Annotated in this window: 17 protein-coding genes; 5 read left to right on the top strand and 12 right to left on the bottom strand. The window is 39.2% G+C overall.

The genetic code is table 11. From position 1 onward, the window contains the following. Positions 1–47: 47 nt before the first annotated feature. Positions 48–428, bottom strand: a complete 381-nt coding sequence (gcvH, locus tag GM418_RS10230) for a glycine cleavage system protein GcvH (RefSeq protein WP_158865723.1) — start codon at positions 426–428, stop codon at positions 48–50. Positions 429–649: 221 nt separating this feature from the next. Here gcvH and tsaE point away from each other — a divergent pair, with 221 nt between their 5' ends. Next, a complete protein-coding gene (tsaE, locus tag GM418_RS10225) occupies positions 650–1,072 on the top strand; it encodes a tRNA (adenosine(37)-N6)-threonylcarbamoyltransferase complex ATPase subunit type 1 TsaE (RefSeq protein WP_158865721.1) in 423 nt (140 codons plus the stop codon). A gap of 89 nt (positions 1,073–1,161) precedes the next feature. After that, positions 1,162–2,382 carry an alanine dehydrogenase gene (locus GM418_RS10220; protein WP_158865719.1) on the top strand — a complete coding sequence of 407 codons (1,221 nt, stop codon included), beginning with the start codon at positions 1,162–1,164 and terminating at the stop codon, positions 2,380–2,382. Here GM418_RS10220 and pulA read toward each other — a convergent pair. The 3 genes from pulA to GM418_RS10205 all read right to left on the bottom strand — a co-directional run bounded on the left by pulA (position 2,362) and on the right by GM418_RS10205 (position 6,354). Further along, a complete protein-coding gene (gene pulA, locus GM418_RS10215) occupies positions 2,362–4,305 on the bottom strand; it encodes a type I pullulanase (protein WP_158865717.1) in 1,944 nt (647 codons plus the stop codon). The genes GM418_RS10220 and pulA overlap by 21 nt on opposite strands. After that, positions 4,305–4,853: a hypothetical protein gene (locus tag GM418_RS10210; RefSeq protein WP_158865715.1), complete on the bottom strand. Its 549-nt coding sequence runs from the start codon at positions 4,851–4,853 to the stop codon at positions 4,305–4,307. The genes pulA and GM418_RS10210 overlap by 1 nt, the downstream gene beginning before the upstream one ends. 127 nt (positions 4,854–4,980) lie before the next feature. Continuing rightward, positions 4,981–6,354, bottom strand: coding sequence for an aminopeptidase P family protein (locus GM418_RS10205; protein ID WP_158865713.1), 1,374 nt, complete (start codon positions 6,352–6,354; stop codon positions 4,981–4,983). Positions 6,355–6,485: 131 nt separating this feature from the next. Here GM418_RS10205 and GM418_RS10200 point away from each other — a divergent pair, with 131 nt between their 5' ends. Then, on the top strand, positions 6,486–7,016 hold the full coding sequence (locus GM418_RS10200; RefSeq protein WP_158865711.1) for an Hcp family type VI secretion system effector: 531 nt from the start codon (positions 6,486–6,488) through the stop codon (positions 7,014–7,016). A gap of 45 nt (positions 7,017–7,061) precedes the next feature. Here GM418_RS10200 and GM418_RS10195 read toward each other — a convergent pair whose 3' ends face one another. The 4 genes from GM418_RS10195 to GM418_RS10180 all read right to left on the bottom strand — a co-directional run bounded on the left by GM418_RS10195 (position 7,062) and on the right by GM418_RS10180 (position 13,235). Continuing rightward, positions 7,062–9,329 carry a S9 family peptidase gene (locus GM418_RS10195; RefSeq protein ID WP_158865709.1) on the bottom strand — a complete coding sequence of 756 codons (2,268 nt, stop codon included), beginning with the start codon at positions 9,327–9,329 and terminating at the stop codon, positions 7,062–7,064. Further along, positions 9,326–9,592, bottom strand: coding sequence for a beta-N-acetylhexosaminidase family protein (locus tag GM418_RS10190; RefSeq protein ID WP_158865707.1), 267 nt, complete (start codon positions 9,590–9,592; stop codon positions 9,326–9,328). Before GM418_RS10190 ends, GM418_RS10195 begins: the two co-directional genes overlap by 4 nt. A gap of 119 nt (positions 9,593–9,711) precedes the next feature. After that, positions 9,712–11,358, bottom strand: coding sequence for a M1 family metallopeptidase (locus tag GM418_RS10185; RefSeq protein WP_158865706.1), 1,647 nt, complete (start codon positions 11,356–11,358; stop codon positions 9,712–9,714). Positions 11,359–11,381: 23 nt separating this feature from the next. Next, positions 11,382–13,235, bottom strand: a complete 1,854-nt coding sequence (locus tag GM418_RS10180) for a Xaa-Pro dipeptidyl-peptidase (protein ID WP_158865704.1) — start codon at positions 13,233–13,235, stop codon at positions 11,382–11,384. Between the two features lie 15 nt (positions 13,236–13,250). Between GM418_RS10180 and GM418_RS10175 the strand changes: the two genes are divergently transcribed. Together GM418_RS10175 and GM418_RS10170 are read left to right on the top strand one after the other, a co-directional pair. Continuing rightward, positions 13,251–13,481, top strand: a complete 231-nt coding sequence (locus GM418_RS10175) for a hypothetical protein (protein ID WP_158865702.1) — start codon at positions 13,251–13,253, stop codon at positions 13,479–13,481. A gap of 203 nt (positions 13,482–13,684) precedes the next feature. Beyond that, the gene (locus tag GM418_RS10170; protein WP_158865700.1) at positions 13,685–14,122 is read left to right on the top strand and encodes a DUF4395 domain-containing protein; all 438 of its coding nucleotides are present in this window, start codon (positions 13,685–13,687) and stop codon (positions 14,120–14,122) included. Between the two features lie 99 nt (positions 14,123–14,221). Here the strand turns inward: GM418_RS10170 and GM418_RS10165 are convergent, their stop codons facing one another. The 4 genes from GM418_RS10165 to GM418_RS10150 all read right to left on the bottom strand — a co-directional run bounded on the left by GM418_RS10165 (position 14,222) and on the right by GM418_RS10150 (position 18,368). After that, on the bottom strand, positions 14,222–14,653 hold the full coding sequence (locus GM418_RS10165) for a hypothetical protein (RefSeq protein ID WP_158865698.1): 432 nt from the start codon (positions 14,651–14,653) through the stop codon (positions 14,222–14,224). A gap of 74 nt (positions 14,654–14,727) precedes the next feature. Continuing rightward, positions 14,728–15,111 carry a hypothetical protein gene (locus tag GM418_RS10160; protein WP_158865696.1) on the bottom strand — a complete coding sequence of 128 codons (384 nt, stop codon included), beginning with the start codon at positions 15,109–15,111 and terminating at the stop codon, positions 14,728–14,730. Beyond that, positions 15,108–15,875: a LytR/AlgR family response regulator transcription factor gene (locus GM418_RS10155; RefSeq protein WP_158865694.1), complete on the bottom strand. Its 768-nt coding sequence runs from the start codon at positions 15,873–15,875 to the stop codon at positions 15,108–15,110. Before GM418_RS10155 ends, GM418_RS10160 begins: the two co-directional genes overlap by 4 nt. Before the next feature lie 9 nt (positions 15,876–15,884). Next, positions 15,885–18,368, bottom strand: coding sequence for a TonB-dependent receptor (locus tag GM418_RS10150; protein WP_158865692.1), 2,484 nt, complete (start codon positions 18,366–18,368; stop codon positions 15,885–15,887). Positions 18,369–18,370 lie beyond the last annotated feature (2 nt).

The following is an 18,370-nucleotide window of genomic DNA, read 5'->3' as shown; positions in this document are numbered from 1 at the left end:
CACCTGAATAAACAGATGTCTTGCGAGTATATATATTTTTTAAGTCTCTACGCTTCAATCATTTTTTGATATTCTTCGGCCGACATCAAATCATCCAGTTCCGAAGAATCTTTTATTTCAACTTTTATCATCCAGCCTGCTCCGTAGGGATCTTTGTTTACTACTTCCGGTTCGTCAGCCAAAGCTTCATTTACCTCTGAAACAGTTCCTCCAACCGGCATAAAAAGATCTGAAACAGTTTTAACGGCTTCAACGGTTCCAAAGGTTTCTCCTTTGTCCAGTTCTTCACCTTCGGTTTCTATTTCAACAAAAACAACATCACCCAATTCGCCCTGAGCAAAATCGGTAACTCCAACAACAGCAACATCACCGTCTACGCGAATCCATTCGTGATCTTGCGTGTATTTTAAGTCAGCAGGTATTTTCATTTTGTATATTTTTTAATTTGTCAACGTTTTTGTAATAAACAGAATTGTTTTGAGAATTTTGCTGAAATTACTTCAAAACATAATTATTTATTGTGCCAAATTTAATACAATTTAATGAAAGATAAAGTGTTATTGCAAATGCATTTTTATGATTTATATTTCATTTTCACTTAGGTTTTAAAATTTCTGTGGCATATTTGTACTATTGAAAAAATAAAAATATGTTTTTTGAGAAAATATCTTCAGTCAAAGAACTTAAACAGCTTGCGCGGAAGTTGATCGCTGCATTTCCTGAGCAAAAGGTGTTTGCCTTTTATGGTAAAATGGGGGCGGGCAAAACTACATTTATACAAGCTGTTTGTAAAGAGTTAGGAACCGATGATAATGTTACAAGTCCGACCTTTGCGTTAATCAACGAATATAAAACCAAAGATTTGTCTTCCATTTTTCATTTTGATTTTTACCGGATTAAAGACATTGAAGAGGCATTTGATTTGGGCTATGAGGACTATTTGTACAGCGGGCAATATTGTTTTATTGAGTGGCCGGAAATGATAGAATCGCTTTTGCCTGAGCATGTTACTGAAGTAAATATTCATGCAGATGATAAAGGAGACAGGCTGATTACAGCCCGGACAACTTAATTTACATAACATTTTGAAATTTGGCGTTTAGAATGTAACTTGTTGGGCCTTTTTATCGCATAATATAGAGTCTAACTAAATATTCAGGAATGAAGTCAACCGAAGAATCAAAGGAGCGGGCATTAGTATCGAAAACCATGCTAATGCCTAAAGAAGAGATGCTGGAAATAAAGAAGAAAGGGCAAAAAATAAAGATTGGCATTCCTTCCGATTACTCAAAAGTTGAATACCGTGTACCCTTAACGCCACAGGCAGTTGATTTGTTGGTTTCTTATGGTCACGAAATTTTAATTGAAACCAACGCCGGGAAATCGGCCAGTTATTTGGATGATGATTACCGGAAATCAGGTGCGCGGATTGTCGATAAAAAAGAAGAGACTTTTCAGTGTGATATCATTTTGCGCCTCGCTCCTTTTGATGAGGAAGAAATCGGGTTTTTAAGGGGCAACCAGGTTGTTATTTCAAGTATGCAGATTGAATCGCATTGTAAGGAGTCGATTCAAAAAATGCTGCAAAAAAAAGTTACGTCAATTGCTTTTGAGAATTTGGAAGACGAGGAAGGTTTTATGCCTTTTGTGCACCAAATGAGTCAGATTGCAGGTGTGACTGCTATTACAATCGCAAGTGAATATTTAAGTAACTCCAGAAACGGGAAGGGTGTTTTGTTTGGAGAAGTTACCGGTGTTACTCCGGCCGAATTGGTTATTTTAGGAACAAGCACCGCAGCTGAATATGCTGCGAGAGCAGCATTGGGACTGGGTATTTTTGTAAAAGTTTTTGATACTTCGGTTTCGGAACTGAGTAAACTGGAAGAAAAACTGGGCCGCCGGATTTTTACTTCGGTTTTTTACCCTAAGGTTCTCCGCAAAGCCTTGGTTTCCGCCGATGCGGTTATCGGCGCCATGTCGTTTAATACCACTCCAAAATTTAAGGTGTCTGAGGAGCTGGTGAAACAAATGAAAGAGGGATCGGTTATTATTGATCTTAATGCAAGCCAGGGGGGCAGTTTTGAAACTTCGCACTGTACCGATTTCAAAAACCCAACCTATGTAAAACATGGCGTTGTACACTACTGTGTTCCCAACTCACCCTCGATGGTTGCGCGAACTGCCTCTATATCAATGAGTAATATTCTTATTCCTATTCTTTTGGCTATTGGCGAAAACGGAGGGGTTGACAACTATATAAAAGGCTCGAAGGGTTTTCGTAAAGGTGTTTATGTTTATCATGGGATACTTACAAACCATGAAATAGGCCGCCTTTTTAATCTTCCTTCAAAAGATATCGATTTATTGCTCGCTGTTTTTTAGAAGCATAAAAGAAATCCCTTCTACCATTACTTCGTTTTCCACTTCGCCAAGTCCGTTTTCATTAATTGAATACCAATTGGCAATTATTTCAAATTTTCCCTGAGGGAGTTGAACTCTTTTTTCGGTTTTGGTACCGTTAAAAAGTAAAACAATTTTTTCCCACGAGTCGCCAAGCAATTTTCCATCAATGGAATAAGCAATTGTTCCCGGATGGTATTCTGAAAAGAACGTTAAACTTTTTCTTACTTGTTCTGCAGAAGGAATACGAAAGGCCGGATGGTTTTTTCGCAATTGAATTAAATTTTTGAAATATTCAAAAACTTCGAGGTATTCCACTTTTTTGTCCCAGTCAATTTGATTTATCGCATCCGGTGATTTATATGAGTTGCCGTTTCCACCCTTCGAGCGTGCAAACTCAATCCCTGAGTGCAAAAAAGGAATCCCCTGTGAAGTAAGAACAAGAGCGCCGGCCAGTTTTACCATTTTTCGCAATTCTTCGTCACTTGCTTTTGGCTGACTTAATTTCAGTTTATCCCAAAGTGTATAATTGTCGTGACAGGAGGCATAATTGATGCATTGCACCGGTTCTGTTGCCCATGCTCTTCGCGATGGTTCAACGTAATCGTAAACAATTTGCGGGTGGTATGTTGCACCTACAATCCCGAATTTTATGGATTCTTCGCGTAAGTCGAGCCCGCTTACAAAACCTTTGCTTTTTTTATTCCCGTGATTTCCTTTGATGGCGTCTCTGAAATCATCATTAAACGAAGCTATGCCGGGTAATTTTGGAGTATTAAACTTCACAGCGCGCAATTCCTCCGGCATCGGGCTTTGATCGGCAGCCCATCCTTCTCCGTACAAAATAATTCCCGGATTTATTTTTTTGAGTTCTTCCTGAATTTTATTCATGGTATCCAGGTCGTAAATTCCCATCAAATCAAAGCGAAAACCATCAATATGAAACTCTTGAGCCCAGTATTTAAGCGAATCGATGATGTACTTTCTTGCCATTTTTCGTTCCGATGCAATTTCATTTCCACAGCCTGAAGCGTTTGAAAATGTCCCGTCGGGTTTTTGCCGGTAGAAATAACCGGGAACGGTTTGGTTAAATACGGATTCTTTTGCAAAATAAGTATGATTGTAAACCACATCCAGAACAACTCCAATACCATTAGTATGCAGCGCCTGTACCAGTTTTTTAAATTCTTTTATACGGACAGTCCCATCGGAAGGATTGCTAGAATACGAGCCTTCCAGTGCATTGTAGTGCAACGGGTCGTAGCCCCAATTGTATTTTTCGACAGGCTTTTCTTCATCAACAGTAAAAAAATCGTAAACCGGGAGCAGATGCACGTGTGTTATTCCCAGATCTTTCAAATGAGAAAGGCCGGTTGTTATCCCACCTGTTGTTTTGGTGTCTTCTTCGGTAAAGCCTAAAAATTTCCCTTTACTCTGAATCCCGGAATTTTCGGCAATTGAAAAGTCACGAACATGAGTTTCATAAATTACTGCGTCGGTGTAATGCGGCAATTTGGGGCTGCTGTCGTTTTCCCAATTTTCTGGATTGGTTTTTTTCGGATTATAAATCATTCCGCGCAAACCGTTTATACCCACACAGCGGGTGTAAATATCAGGAGTTTCTTCCAGCCACTCGCCGTCGTTTATCCTGAATGTATAAAACTTTCCGTCGTAATCACCCAAAAGAACTGTAGACCAGGTTCCGTTACTGCCGGCCTGTAGTTGTGTTTTATGAAAAGGTTCTCCGGTTGCTCCGTCTTTATATAAGCGAAACTCCACAATCTTTGCCGTTGGCGCCCAGATTTTCACAAGTGTTTTTTCGGGCGCCCAAAACACCCCTAAATCGTCCTTTTCATAAAAAGGATAGACAGAAAAATCAATATGGTTAAATTTCCACTCTCTCATCAAAACTTAAATAATGTTTTTTTCAAAAAAACGCTTTTGCTCCCCAATCGCCTCCCTTTTACATCGGAAATAATAATTTTTGCTTTTGGAAATTTTTTGAGTTTTTTATCATGACGATAAAAACGGTTAATATCAATTTCAAGTGTGTGCGTTTTCCCTTTTTCAAGATATAAGGGATAAAAAGTACGGTTCTCCATTCCCTTGATTTTGAATTTTCGTTTTAACCAGAAATTGTCAAAAATCAGCAAAGGCCGGTCAAGATCAATGTCGGTATTTCCCGTATTTTTTACAGAAAGATTTAGAAAATCAGGGAAATACACCCTGTCTTTTTTTAGCTCTATCTGGACTCTTTTGAACTGGAAAAATGGTTTTTTTGTTTTTTGAGTCTTTTTTCCCCCCGTTTTTCGTAAAACCAAAAAGACGACTCCCAGGAGAGCAATTCCTATAATTATTCCGAGAAGTTTATCCCCGTCGGGACCAATTTCAGTTTGCGCAAAAATAATTTTTGAGATTGTAAGTAATCCGACTAAAAAAAACGCTTTCTTCATCCTCTTGAATTTCGGACAAAAATAAGAGTTTTTTTTAAGCGGAATTTTTTAAATTATCAACTACGATAAATCGCTAATTTTTACGCTAAAATACCAGAAAGATTTGTAGTTATCAGAAGATAGTCATCTAGCTATTTCGAATACTCTCCACTTCTTCTATGGTTTTTGGTTTTGGCTTCCCAAGTAGTTTTACGCCATTTTGGGTCATTACAAAATCTTCTTCGTTCCGGATTCCTCCAAAATTGCGGTAGCTATCCACTTTTTCCCAGTTAATAAACTCGTCAAATTTATTTTGGGAACGCCACAAATCAATCAGTTCCGGAATAAAATAAATTCCCGGTTCGATGGTAAGTACATGGCCTGTTTCCAACGGTTTGGCCAGGCGAAGCGATTTTAGTCCAAATTGTGTGCTTTTATACTGCCCGTTGTAGCCAACCCAAACTTCGCCAAGGTCTTCCATATCGTGAACATCCAGGCCCATCATGTGGCCTGTTCCGCAAGGAAAGAATAAGGCGTGTGCTCCGGCTTCTACTGCATTGTCGGTATTTCCTTTGGTAAATCCCATGCTTTTCATCCCGTCGAAAATGGCTTTGCATGCCGCAATATGTGCATTTTTAAATGGTTGCTGAATCTGGAGTGCGTCTATGGCCGCCTGGTGGGCATCCAATGTTATTTTATAAATTTCTTTTTGCTCAGGAGTAAATTTTTTGCTTACAGGGAAGGTACTTGATAAATCGCCGGCATATCCCAGTGGTGTTTCATAACCTGCATCCACAAGAAAAAGATCTCCCTCTTTTATTGAGTTTCCGTGGTAATGATTATGAAGGGTTTGCCCGTTTATGGTTGCAATTATTGGAAATGCAATTTCACCACCTGCGGCGAGGGCAACTTTGTGTATTTCCGCAGCGACCTGTGCTTCAGTCATTCCCGGCCGGGCAAACTTCATGGCGGCCACATGCATATCAACCGAAACATCTACCGCTTTTTCTATTTCTTTAATTTCTTCTTCTGTTTTTATTTCGCGCTGACTAACAACAGCTTTAACCAGTTCAACCGAAAATGATTTGTCAATTTCTGCCGGGTTAATATCTAAAAGGTTGAAAAGTTTGATTTTATTTTCAGGGCGATACAAAGGAAGAAAATGTATTTTTTGTGCCGATTGTAAAAATGCAGAAAGCTTGTTTAATGGTTTATTATTTTTTACGCCACAAAGCTCTGCTCTTTCCGCAATTGTGGGCTGAGGACCCATCCATACGATATCGTCGATGGTATAGTCGTTCCCAAAAATTATTTCTCTGTCGTTATCAATGTCGATCACAGCAGCCAGTCCGGGATGTGCAATTCCAAAATAATAAAGAAAAGTGCTGTCTTGCCTGAAATGATAGGTATTGTCGGTATAATTCATTGGCGACTCGTCATTGCCAAATAAAAGAATGATTCCTGAACCTACTTTCTCTTTTAAGATTTTTCTTCGTTCGATATACGCTTTCTGCTTGAACATGATTGTAAAATTTTATTAATCAGCCGCTTGTTGACTTGTGAGTGAATTTGTTTTAACTTACATTTTCTAAATGTATAAATAAAAGATGGACATTGGTTTCATTTTTACGTAACAAACTTAAAAACATAATTATGGCTTTAAATGCATACATGAGACTGACGGGGCAGACGCAAGGTGAGATAAAAGGATCGGTAACACAGGCTGGGCGCGAGGACTCCATTATGGTTGTTGAGTTTCATCACGAAGTAGAATCTCCGGTGGATGCTGCTTCCGGACTTCCAACGGGCAAAAGGCAACATAAACCGCTTGTAGTAACAAAAGAAATTGATAAATCTACTCCTCTTTTGTTGAACGCGTTAACAAATAATGAGAATATCACTGAAATGGAATTGCGGTTTTGGCAACCTTCAAGAAGTGGGCAGGAGATTCAGTACTACACCATTGAGTTGAAAAATGCCCGTATTGTAAACATCGGACAGGAAATGCTAAATAATCAATATCCGGAAAACATGCGGCATCAGGTTCGGGAGCAAATTGCGTTTGTTTACCAGAAAATTATTTGGACATTTGAGGATGCTGGAATCACAGCTGAAGATAATTGGGGAACTCGTTCCGTAACATCTTCTGTCCGTAACTCTCCGCTTCATCGTTTTTCGAAATAGTTAAAAAACGGAGTCACTTAAAATGGCTCCGTTTTTTGTCGTTTCTTATTTATAGGTTTTTATTTCATATTCTTCAGGAGGCTTCTCGCCTGCCAGGTTTTTTATGAAGTAGTCCCATCGTTTGCGAATAAAATAGGGATGATCGGCTAATCCATGATTTCGGTTGGGGATAATAAGTAGTTCAAAATCTTTGTTGTGTTTTATTAGTTCAGCTGCCATGCGCAGGCTGGAAGCAGTATTTACATTGTTGTCCATATCGCCGTGAATCAGCAGCAGTTTTCCTTCGAGATTTCCGGCCAGATTAAAATTCGACTGCTCATCGTAATGTTTTCCGGGCATTCCCATATATTGTTCCGGCCACCATGCTTTTGCAATTCGATGATCGTGATTTCCGGCAGAAGAAACGGCCACCTTATAAAATTCGGGATGGGTAAGCAGGGCATGTGCAGCATCATAACCTCCTGCTGAGTGTCCGTAAATTCCCACCCGATTCAAATCCATCCAGGGGCGTGTTTCAGCCAGTTGTTTTAAACCGGCAATGTGGTCTTCGGCACCAATATCGCCGAGGTTTTTATACGAAAAATCGTGAAATGCTTTTGAACGCCACGCGGTTCCCAATCCGTCGATGGTAACTACGATAAAACCAAGTTCAGCTATTGAAACGTCATAATTGTTGTATCCTCTTGAAAAGGTTTTGGGTGTCCTCACTGCCTGGGGACCGGAATAAGTTGCATCGAGAACAGGGTATGTTTTTGCCGAGTCAAAATTGGTAGGATAAAAAATTAAACCATAAATATCGGTTTCGCCGTCGCGTGCTTTTACTTTAAATGGCTCAGGAAATTTCCAGCCTTTTGCAAACAAGGGATCCAAACTGGCCGAGGCCAGGCGGTAAATAATTTCTCCGCTTTCCACACTCCGCACTACATGGTCGGTTGGCCGGTCAACTCTTGAATAAGAGTCTACAAAGTAATCGCCTTTCTCCGGTATCCGGATTTGATGATCGGTTTTGTCGTTTGTTAAAAGGGTTAAAAAATTTCCCTCAAAATTGGTAACATACAGGTTTCTGTAATAAGGGTCAACATTTTCTTCCAAACTACCGGCAACAAAATAAATCAGCTGATTTTCATTGTCGATTTTTTCAATTCCGCGAACTGCAAAATTTCCTTTTGTTACCTGGTTTAAAAAATTTCCGTCTCTGTCGTATCTGTATATATGATTCCATCCATCGCGCTCAGATGTCCAGAAAAACTGGCTTTCATCTTCTGTCCATTTACAAATAACCGTTTGTGTTTCAATCATCGTTTTTGCTGAATCTGTAAGCAATGTAATTGCCTCGCCGGTTTCAGCGTTTACCCTAAATAGTTCGATGGATTGGTACCCTCTTTTAAAACGGGCAAAATATAACTCCTTATTTTCATTTTGCCAGGTGGGAAAGATACTTGCTGTAAAATCGGCGAATGGTTCAACATCAACTTTTACTTTTGATAAAGAGTCCACATCAAAAATGTAATATTCCTCCATTATTGCAGGTTCTCCGGGCAGCGCGCGTTCATACGACCATACTTTTGCACGAAATCCGCTGTCCGGCAAACTTTGGTATAAAAACAATTTACCCACTTTTCTCCTGTCGAGCCGCATTGTGACAAACTTTTTGGAATCTTCAGTCCAGCGAACAGAAATGGAAGGATCGTATTTATCTCCTTTTGATTCGTCAACCATTTTATACCACGAGAGCGGTGTAGCGTATTCGTACTTTTCCACACCATCGTCAGTAAGTTGAATTTCATCGCCGGTTTCAGTATTTGTTAGAAAAAGGTTAAACTTACGCACTTCAACAATCCACTTTTTATTTGGTGAAATCGATTGGTTTTTGGGAGTAGGTTTTTCCTTTTCTCTTTTTGAGGTTGAGTAATTCAGCAAATCGGTTTCGAACAAAAGCGTATCAAAACTGAATTCTATTTTGTTCTCGCCGGGAATAAATACCAGTTGTTCTATGTTTAAAGAATCGGGGTTAACCTGTTTGGTGATAAATTCTGACAGTGACGCAGCCAGTTTTGAATGATCAAAAGCCTCTTCTGACTGAATGTTTTCTCCATCGAAATAATAGTATCTTTCACCTTTTTCGGTTTGAAGTTTATACCAGAAATCGCTGGTTCCTTTCACCTCGTTGATGTTTAAATTTACATTCCGTGTTAAGTTTGAAATGTTTTTGGGAAGGAACTTTTCCGCTTTCTGATATCTCTCCAGCATGTTTTGGCTTACGGAGAAAAGTGAGAGGCCAGTCAGCAATAACAATACGGTTAATCTTTTCATACGTCAACTTGTTTTAGATTTTTATCCTTCCAGGTAATTTCGGGAATTCCTTTCAGATTTTCTGCCAATTCGTTCTGTGCTGTTTTTATTGTTGTAGCGTCACCAGAACTATACAAAATGTATATTCTCCGCCGGACATTTTCCCGCATTGTCTCGGAAATCGGTTCAAAATTGAGCCAAAGGGTGTGGCCATCGACGGCTGGATTTCTTTTAAGAAAGAAAAGCAGACCAGTGGGGAGTGTTGTTTCTGCTATTTTGTACATGTCTGATTTTGTTTATTTGATCAAATTTCGTTTAGTACTTGAAAAATCCAAAAACAGATTCAAATTTGTACTGAGGTTAATTTAATCAAATTTTTTTTAATCAGATTCTACAAAATCGCTTAATTGATTACAGTAATTGGAAAAGCAGCTACATAAAAGTTCTTATCGATTTCAAACGATTTATAACTCCCACTTTGTTTTAATCTGCTCCAGCGCCTGGTGGGGTATATCCATTTCATTTCTCCACTGATATAAACTCTTACAGGCATATTAAAATCGTTAACACAATTTGTCCAACGGTAGCGAATTTCATTGTCAACAATGGCATATTCTAACGTGGGAATTCTTGTGTCGCGTAAATATTGATTAAAAAATGATTCCAGATCAAGTTCTGTTTCCGAGGAAATGTATTTTTCTATTTGTTCGGCTTTAACGGTTTGATGATAAAACGTTTCGTTGAGTCCCCTGAGTATTTTTCTCCATTTTTTATCATCGTTTACAATTTGGCGAAGCGTATGTAACATATTGGCACCTTTCGAATACATATCGCCCGAGCCGGGGTAGTTTACCCCGTAAACTCCGATGATAGGTCGGTCGTTACTGATGTTGAGACGTGTTCCCCGACAATATTCAGCGCCGGCTTCCTTTCCCCAAAAATATTCGACAAATAAACTTTCGGAATAAGCGGTAAAACTTTCATGAATCCACATGTCAGCTTCGTCCCAGTTGGTAACGTTGTTTGCAAACCATTCATGGCCCGATTCGTGGATGATTATAAAATCGAATTTCATTCCATATCCCGTGTGGCTTTCATCGCGGCCGCCATAACCGTTTTTAAAACCATTTCCGTAGGTTACCGAACTTTGGTGCTCCATTCCCGGGTAGGGAACTTCAACCAATTTGTAACCGTCGTTGTAAAATGGGTAAGGGCCAAACCAGTATTCAAAGGCTTCAAGCATTTGGTAAGCCTGTTCAAAATGTTTTTTTGCTTTTTCGAGGTTGTAGTCCATCACCCAGAAATTACAATCGAGTGCACCTTTTTTGCCTTTGTAGGTATCGCCAAAGTGAACATAGTTTCCAATGTTGATATTTACCCCGTATGAATTAATTGGATTGTTGACAAACCAGTGCGCGGTTTTTGTCCCGTCGTTGTTATTGTCAAGTTTTATAAGTTTTCCGTTTGAAACATCCATTAAATTTTCAGGGAAAGTTACACTGATCAACATGCTGTCGGGTTCATCGTAAGGATGATCTTTGCAGGGCCACCATAAACTTGCTCCGTCGCCCTGGTTTGCTGTAACAATAAATGGTCTTCCTTTTTCATCTTTTTTCCAGCTCACACCTCCATCCCAGGGAGGACGGCGACTTACTTTGGGTTTTCCGTTATACTCAACAAGTAACTCCAGTACTTCACCTTTTTGTTGTTTTTTGCTTAGTGAAATAAACCACGCGTTTCCGTCCCTTGCAAATTTCTGTTCTACACCATTTTGAGTAATTTTCGAAATTTTCATGGGTGGTTGCAGATCAATTTGTATTTTTTGATTGGGTTCGATTACCCGGTATTGAATCAGATTTGTGCCCGAAAAGGTGCTGTCGCCGGGGTTTACTTTTACACTGAGGTGATAGTAAGTTAAATCCCACCATGCCCGTTCCGGGGTAATACTTCCACGCAATGAATCCTGATGAGTGAATTGTGTTTTTTGTGCAAAAATACCCGTTGTTATTCCAAAAATCAACAAAAGAATTCCGGTAGCTCTGTAAATCATATTTTCTTTTTTCTTTCTAATTTTTATTGAATTGCTTTTGAAAAAGTTGCGGTTCCTCCAACTACAGGGATGCTTAGGGATGTGGCATCCAAATCAACAGTTAATTTTGTTCCGGGGTTTGGCCACAGGGTAAAATCACGATCGCTGGAAAAGATCATTAATCCGATTTGTTGCCCGGCAGGAATAACCTGATCGTCGGGTTGAAGATTAAAAGTCATCTCGTAAAATTTTCCTTTTTTTAGCGGTTCACTTTCGGTAAGCGATTTATAATTCTGGGGGTCCGCCCACCCACGGGTGATAATATTATCGGTTATTTTTGCATTTCTGCGGTTATTCCATGGCAGTGAAACTAACCAAACCGACAAATTTGCTGCGGGTTTGTTGCTCGCCAAACTGATGGTAATTGAAGTTTCTCCTGAGATATGAATGTCTTTAGTTAAAATGGGAGTTAGAAATAAAAGCCGGTGTTCCGTATTTTCCGCCTGGGCCAGCGTTGAACCACTAAATGAAACGTTATCAACCAGTGTTTCTTTTCCTTGTTTTGGTTTTTTGCTTAGCGTTAAACCGCCGGTTTTGGGAGCACCTTTCTGCGGGAAGAACTGAACCGGTTTTGCCTCCGGATTTGGATAATCTTTGTAAGGGGTAGGATCTGTTCTTTCATCATTTTCCCTAACTATCCAGGCCTTTGAGTCATTTTCCACGCCGTTATCAATTCCAAACAAATAACGGGTAAACCAACGGTTCATCATTATCATGGGCGGTTCTCCTCCATGCCCTCCCTGGTGATAAAATATTTGCAGCGGCACTCCTTTTTCTTTTAGCGCTTTGGAAATTCGGTAACTGTGTTCGGGAACTACGTTCCAATCGTTAAAAGCGTGTGCCATTAAAACGGCAGCTTTTAGTGGTTCCAAATCATTGAGGTAATCGCGGCCGGCCCAGAAATCGTTATAATCGCCGGAAATACGGTCAAAGTTTCCATACATTTCCTTGTCGCGGATAATACTGTCGCAATACGCACAACGCTCGGGATTTCCACTGTGAATCCAGTCGTATAAATAGTCGATGTCTTCGCCAAGCCAACCTCCCGGATGCCTAATCAGTACATTGGATCGATAATAATGATAATACGAAGTATTTGGAGCAACCGGAATAATGGCCTCCAATCCCTCAACTCCGGTTGTTGCTGCTGCCAGCGGAAGGGTTCCGTTGTAGGAAGTGCCAATCATTCCTACTTTTCCCGTTGTCCAATTGGCTGTTACTTCTTTATTTCCATCGGGAGTAGTAAATCCTTTTGCCCTGCCGTTCAGCCAGTCGATAACTGCTTTTGGTGCCAGCGATTCATTGTCTCCTCCTACGGTTGGACAGCCTTGTGAAAGCCCGGTTCCGGGAGATGAAGAATGAACTACAATAAAACCGCGCGGCACCCAGTCTTTTACATGCGATTTTGAAAGGATCGGGCGGTTTACCTTTGCCGTAAACTGTGGAACATGTTCTCTTCTGGGAGGCGTGGTGTGCAATTCCTGTTTTACATTCCATAAATACTTTCTGTCCAGAGAGCCGGTTCCGGCAAAATAAGGACTGGTTTCATAAACTACCGGCAGTTTTAAACCTTCGGTTTCGGTTTGTCGCGGGCGGGTCACATCCACATGCATTCTGTCGCGTTTGCCATCTCCATCTGAATCAAATTCGGTTTCCACCCACAGGTCTTCACGAATCCAGTAATCCGGGTCATTAAATTCAGGAACGATTTGCGCTTCTCCGTCTTTGAAAACCGGTCCGACTTTTTCTGTGCTTACTGAATTTTCATTTTGTGCAAGGGTTGGGATTCCTAGCGCGGCAAAAAAAATGAAAGTTAGAAATTGGAAAAACTGATTCATTGAACTCGCAATTTTATGTATAAACAAATTAGTAAAGCCTCTTCTTTGTTTGATCAATGTTTTTTTGCAAAACCAGTTGCAAAAAGAGAAATACTATATTCAAATAATAAAGACTTAAAATGGTTTGATAAAAAATTTAAATTTTACAATGTATTTATAAAAACAAAACTAAAGGGTCTGGTTTGTTTAAAACATGATGAAATTAATGTTTTATGTTTTTTAGCACAAATTTCTATTTTATCATAATTGGCTGTCAATATTTTCAAAATTAAATAATATTTAAACAAAATGATATTTTGAACTTTGGCTTATCTTTTGTATCCAAAATGATTTCTTTTTCAATTTGTTAATTTTTTGTAAGGAATTCAACAACTTTTATCAAAATCATACAATAAAAGACTTTTTTGTATTTAATTTGAAAATGTAAATATTTAAGTTGAAAAAGAAACATGAGAAGTTTAGTTTGTCCGATAACTGATGAAATAGTAAATGAACGCGTTACAAGGGCTAATGCTCTAATTACTATTTTGTTGATTGTGTCAGGATTTATTTTCAATTCCGTACTGTTTTTTATTTTTCTTTTGGCCGACTTTTTTGTGAGGGCGTTTACAGAAGTTAAATACAGCCCGGTCAGTTATATCAGCTCGCGGCTGATAAATGTTTTGAATTTTAGTAAAAAACCCGTAGGGAAAGCTCAAAAAATATTTGCAGCGCGTTTGGGTTTTGTAATGACTCTGGGAATAAGTGTTTTGTTTATACTGAATCTGGGTGCAGCTGCGCTTGTTGTTAGCGGAGTACTGGTATTTTTTGCTTCGCTTGAGTTTGCACTGGGGATTTGTGTAGGATGTATGATTTATACATATTTAATACTACCTTTTTATAAATAATACAACGTAAATACGGCATGACGAGAGCAGGCATTTTTTTAATCGCCTGCTCTTTTTATAATCGGACTTTTTTTGAAGATTTTTTTAACCCAAATGCGTTTACTTTTTTATTCCCTGCTGCACAATTTCAGAATCCGGCAGCGGGTTATTCCCCTTATACCAGGTTGAGCCCGGCTTTTTTATCATGAGAGAATAATTTACTGTTGAATCGGGTACCCAGACAGGCATGTTTAGGTTCGAATGCATCTCTAATCCTGCAATTGGCATCTTAAATGGATCATAGGAATCGGAAGAAGCTTGTGATGTAATGTTGTCATTTTTTTTAAACGGCGATTCCGGATTGGGCAGTTGATAGTTAAAAACGGAATCATCGCTAAACGGATTTGTTGGTTTAAAGCCGGGAATCTTTAATATAGAAGTGTCTTGTTTCAACTTCGGTCCGGGTTTAAAAAGTTCTTTCGGAGCAGAATCCTGCGCAATGGCTACGGAAAAAATACCAAGCGTGATTAGAAATGCTAACAGTGTTCTCATGGTTGCTTTTTTTGTTTTGGTTTTTAAAGGTAAAAAAACAATTTGGTGAATACCAAAATTTTAACATTTCAATATCACCTGAATTTTTTATTGTAAAAACCATTGTTATTATCATTCAATTCGCACCAAATCGAGAATTTTAGCAGGGGCTGCCGCTTGGAAAAATGTTTTCCGTTACTGTGAACAAATTCAACTGGCCAAATGGTGTAATTTTCTCCTGCTTTTAAATTGACTCCGTTTATCTTGTAGTATTCGTTTAAAGAAAGTGTAGCGTTTACAAAATCAATTGTATCACAATTTTGTACTACAAATTTAGTCTCGTCGAATGTTACCATCACGTTTAAAGGATAAACTGACTTTTTAGGTTCTTTACGGGCGTTAACAATAAGAAATAAGATGACACCCAAAGCAATCGGCAGGGCTGTAAGCCAGAGTTTATTTCTAAAGAAAGTCTTCACAAAAAGGTTTTTATCTTATTCATTATTTTCATTTCCTGTAGTACTGTTTCTTTTCGGCGGCGCGAAATTGAAATCGAATCTCCATTGGTGAGCTGAAGAATGCCGCCGTCGTTTTTCAAATAACTAACCACATGTTTTAGGTTTACCAAATGGGTTTTATGAACACGTAGAAATGAATATTCCTTTAATAAGTCTTCAAATTCGACCAAAGTTTTGGCAACAAACAAGTGCCGGCTCTCTTTAAAGTAGATGTGCGTATAATTCCCTTCTCCCTGGCACCGTATTATTTTTTCTACCTCAACAAACTCAATGCGGTCGCCGGTAGGTAACCCGATTCGGGGATTTTGTGGTTGGCTGATGTTGTAGACCAACTCCTTCATCCGCTGGTTCTCCATTTTTTGCCTTATTCGTGCAGCTACCGTTTCAACTGCGGCTTTTAGTTCGTTAATATTTATGGGTTTCAGAATATAATCGGTGGCCGAAAAGCGGATTGCTTTTATGGCGTAATTATCAAATGCGGTAACAAAGATCACTTCAAAATGAAAATCTTTAAAATGCTCAAGTAACTGAAACCCGTCAGCCTTTGGCATTTCGATATCCAGAAAAACCAATTCGGGATTACATTTCCTGATGAGCGAAATACCCGATTCTGCTGAATCCGCCTGCCCTAAAAGTTCTATTTCGGGGCAGTACTGATTCAGAATACCAGCCAGGTTCTCCCGGCCGTTTTTTTCATCGTCAACTATTATGGATTTTATTTTCATTTCCTGTCGCTATTGACCACCTCCTGTACTTGCTCCCTGTCCGCTGTCGCCACCACTTTTTAAATCGGTATTTTTTATTGAGCGCCGGGCTTTTTTAATTTGCTCCTTCATCTGTCCAATCTGGTACGAAATGTAAACTCTGAAAGTTCGGTTGTAGTTATAATTTTTCGATTTTCTGTAAAACGTGTCATCTTGTAAGGTACTTGAGAATTCCATTCTCTCTCTGAACGGGTCGCTCACCGAGAAATTTACCCGTAGTTTTTTGTCGAAAAATGATTGTGAGAACGCGACATTTGAGTAATTGTAACTTGAAGATTCTCCCTGTAGCATAATGGAGGGAGAATACATCCCACCGTAGATGGAGAAGGTTCCGTTTTCCCAGACATTATATCGCATTGATAGCGTCCCTCGGTAGCGAAAACCCTCGTTGCTTAGATTTTGCCCGCCATTGCTTTCCAGAATGGTGTAATATGCTCCGATATTTGAGTTAAAACTTAACTTTTTTCCTACTTTAACCATCCCGTAAATATAACCACTATAATCCTGGTATTTCCCAATATTCTCATAAGTGGTTACACTTACTCCGTCGGGCTGGAGAGTTGTAATTGAGGTAATTGAGTTGTTTTCAAATGCGGAGCTTAGGTTCAGGTTAAAGTTGAATTTAGGAGAAAATTTTCCATAGGTAAAGTTGAAGGTGTGTCTGATTTCTGAGTCGAGTTTTGGGTTTCCGTAACGAACATTTAAAGGGTCGGAATCATTGTAAAAAGGATTGAGGTACCAAATTCCCGGACGGGATAAACGTTGTGTATAAGACAGTTTAACATTTTGTCCGTTTTTAAGATTTTTGGAAAGCGTAACATAGGGGATAAGGTTAAACATTCGGTTGGTAAAGGTTGTGTCGGAAGTTGACGTAAATACACCGTCGTTTTTTGTAATTTCTGCCCGTAACCCGGTTTTTATGTTTATTTTTTTTAGTTTGAGGACATAGCCGCCATAAATTCCAACTACGTGCTGGTCGTAATCCAGATCATTGTTCCGTGTTAAATCTCGTTCCCATTCATCAGTATCCTCGTTAAACCTGAAAATATCAGAATTACTTTTATTTTGTCTTAAAATGTATTTTATCCCTGTCTCTATCTGGTGAACTTTTGTAATCGGGTCGTAATAATCTAATTGAAAGGTGTGTTCGCGACCCACTGCATCGTTTGTGGTTTTTTGCTGGTATGAAGGATAATCAAGGATTCCGTTAATTACATTTTTATAGTCTGTATTTCGTGGAGAATTGTCGAGCCGGTAGGAAACGGTAAAGGTTTTATCCGGTTTGTCGAACGTACGCTGATAATCGATATTTCCCGACAAAGATCCAAAGCCGTTACTGCTTTTAATCGTATTTTCAAATTGACGTGTAAGAATTCGGTCAGTGTCATAATCGTTGGTTAAACTGTAGCCCGGACTGGAAAAATCTCCTCCGTAGCCAAAAAAAGAAAGACTGATTAAATTCAAGGTGTCAATTTCATAACTGGCCTCACCCATTAAAAAATTGTAACGGCCGGTGCTTTTGTTATAGCCTTCGGTTTCGGTGTATCGGTTGGTTGTACTTTGGTAATTTTCACGGTAACTTTCCGATTCGCTTTTGGGCTGAAGATATTTGTTGTAATTATAATTTAAAGAGAAACCAAATTTGTTAATTTTCGAAGTTGCGTAAAGTCCTCCACTGTATCCTCCGCGTGAATCAACACTTCCGCTTCCACGTGCCAGAAATCCTTCAATCTGGTTTTTATTGGTAATAATGTTTATGATTCCGGCTGTTCCTTCGGCTTCGTATTTTGATGAGGGATCGGTAATCACCTCAATATCTTTTACACTGCTTGCCGGTAAACTTCGCAGCACTTCTTTCGGGTTTTGCGAAACCATGGCAGAACTTTTACCGTTAATCAGTATTTTAAAATTGGAAGAACCTTTCATTTGAATATTGTCCTCTCCGTCGACTGAAAGAAGAGGCACTTTTCTCAGCATTTCAAGTACATTGCTGGTTTTCGATTCCGGGTCGGTTTCCAGGCTGTAAACAATCTTGTCAGGCTCTGTTCGAATCAGGGGTTTTTGAACGGCCACCGTCACTTCTCCGATTTGTTCAACCGAATGTTTAAGGGGAATGGTACCAAGGTCGATTTTAGTAGCAGATTTGTTTAATTTGATTTGTTTTACCTGCATCTGGTAACCAATGGAATGGAAGATTACATCGTAGGTGCCAACGGAATCGAGCGAAAATGAAAATTTTCCTGATGCATCGCTGGCCAAACGTTTTATCACGCCTTTTTCGGTTTGAATGCTTATGGTTACGTAGGAAATTCCATCGCCTGACACCGAATCGCTTACAACTCCTTTGATTTCAAAATCAAGAGGAGGATAATTGTTTGAGAACAAAGAGAAGGAGCAAAAGAACACGGCAACAAAAAAGATTGTGCGTTTTAGAGATTGACTGATTTTTTTCATGG

Origin of the sequence: Maribellus comscasis, from assembly GCF_009762775.1 — a bacterium.
Lineage (GTDB): Bacteria > Bacteroidota > Bacteroidia > Bacteroidales > Prolixibacteraceae > Draconibacterium > Draconibacterium comscasis.
Note: the sequence above shows the minus strand (reverse complement) of the source record. Positions and strands in the feature narration are given on the sequence as shown.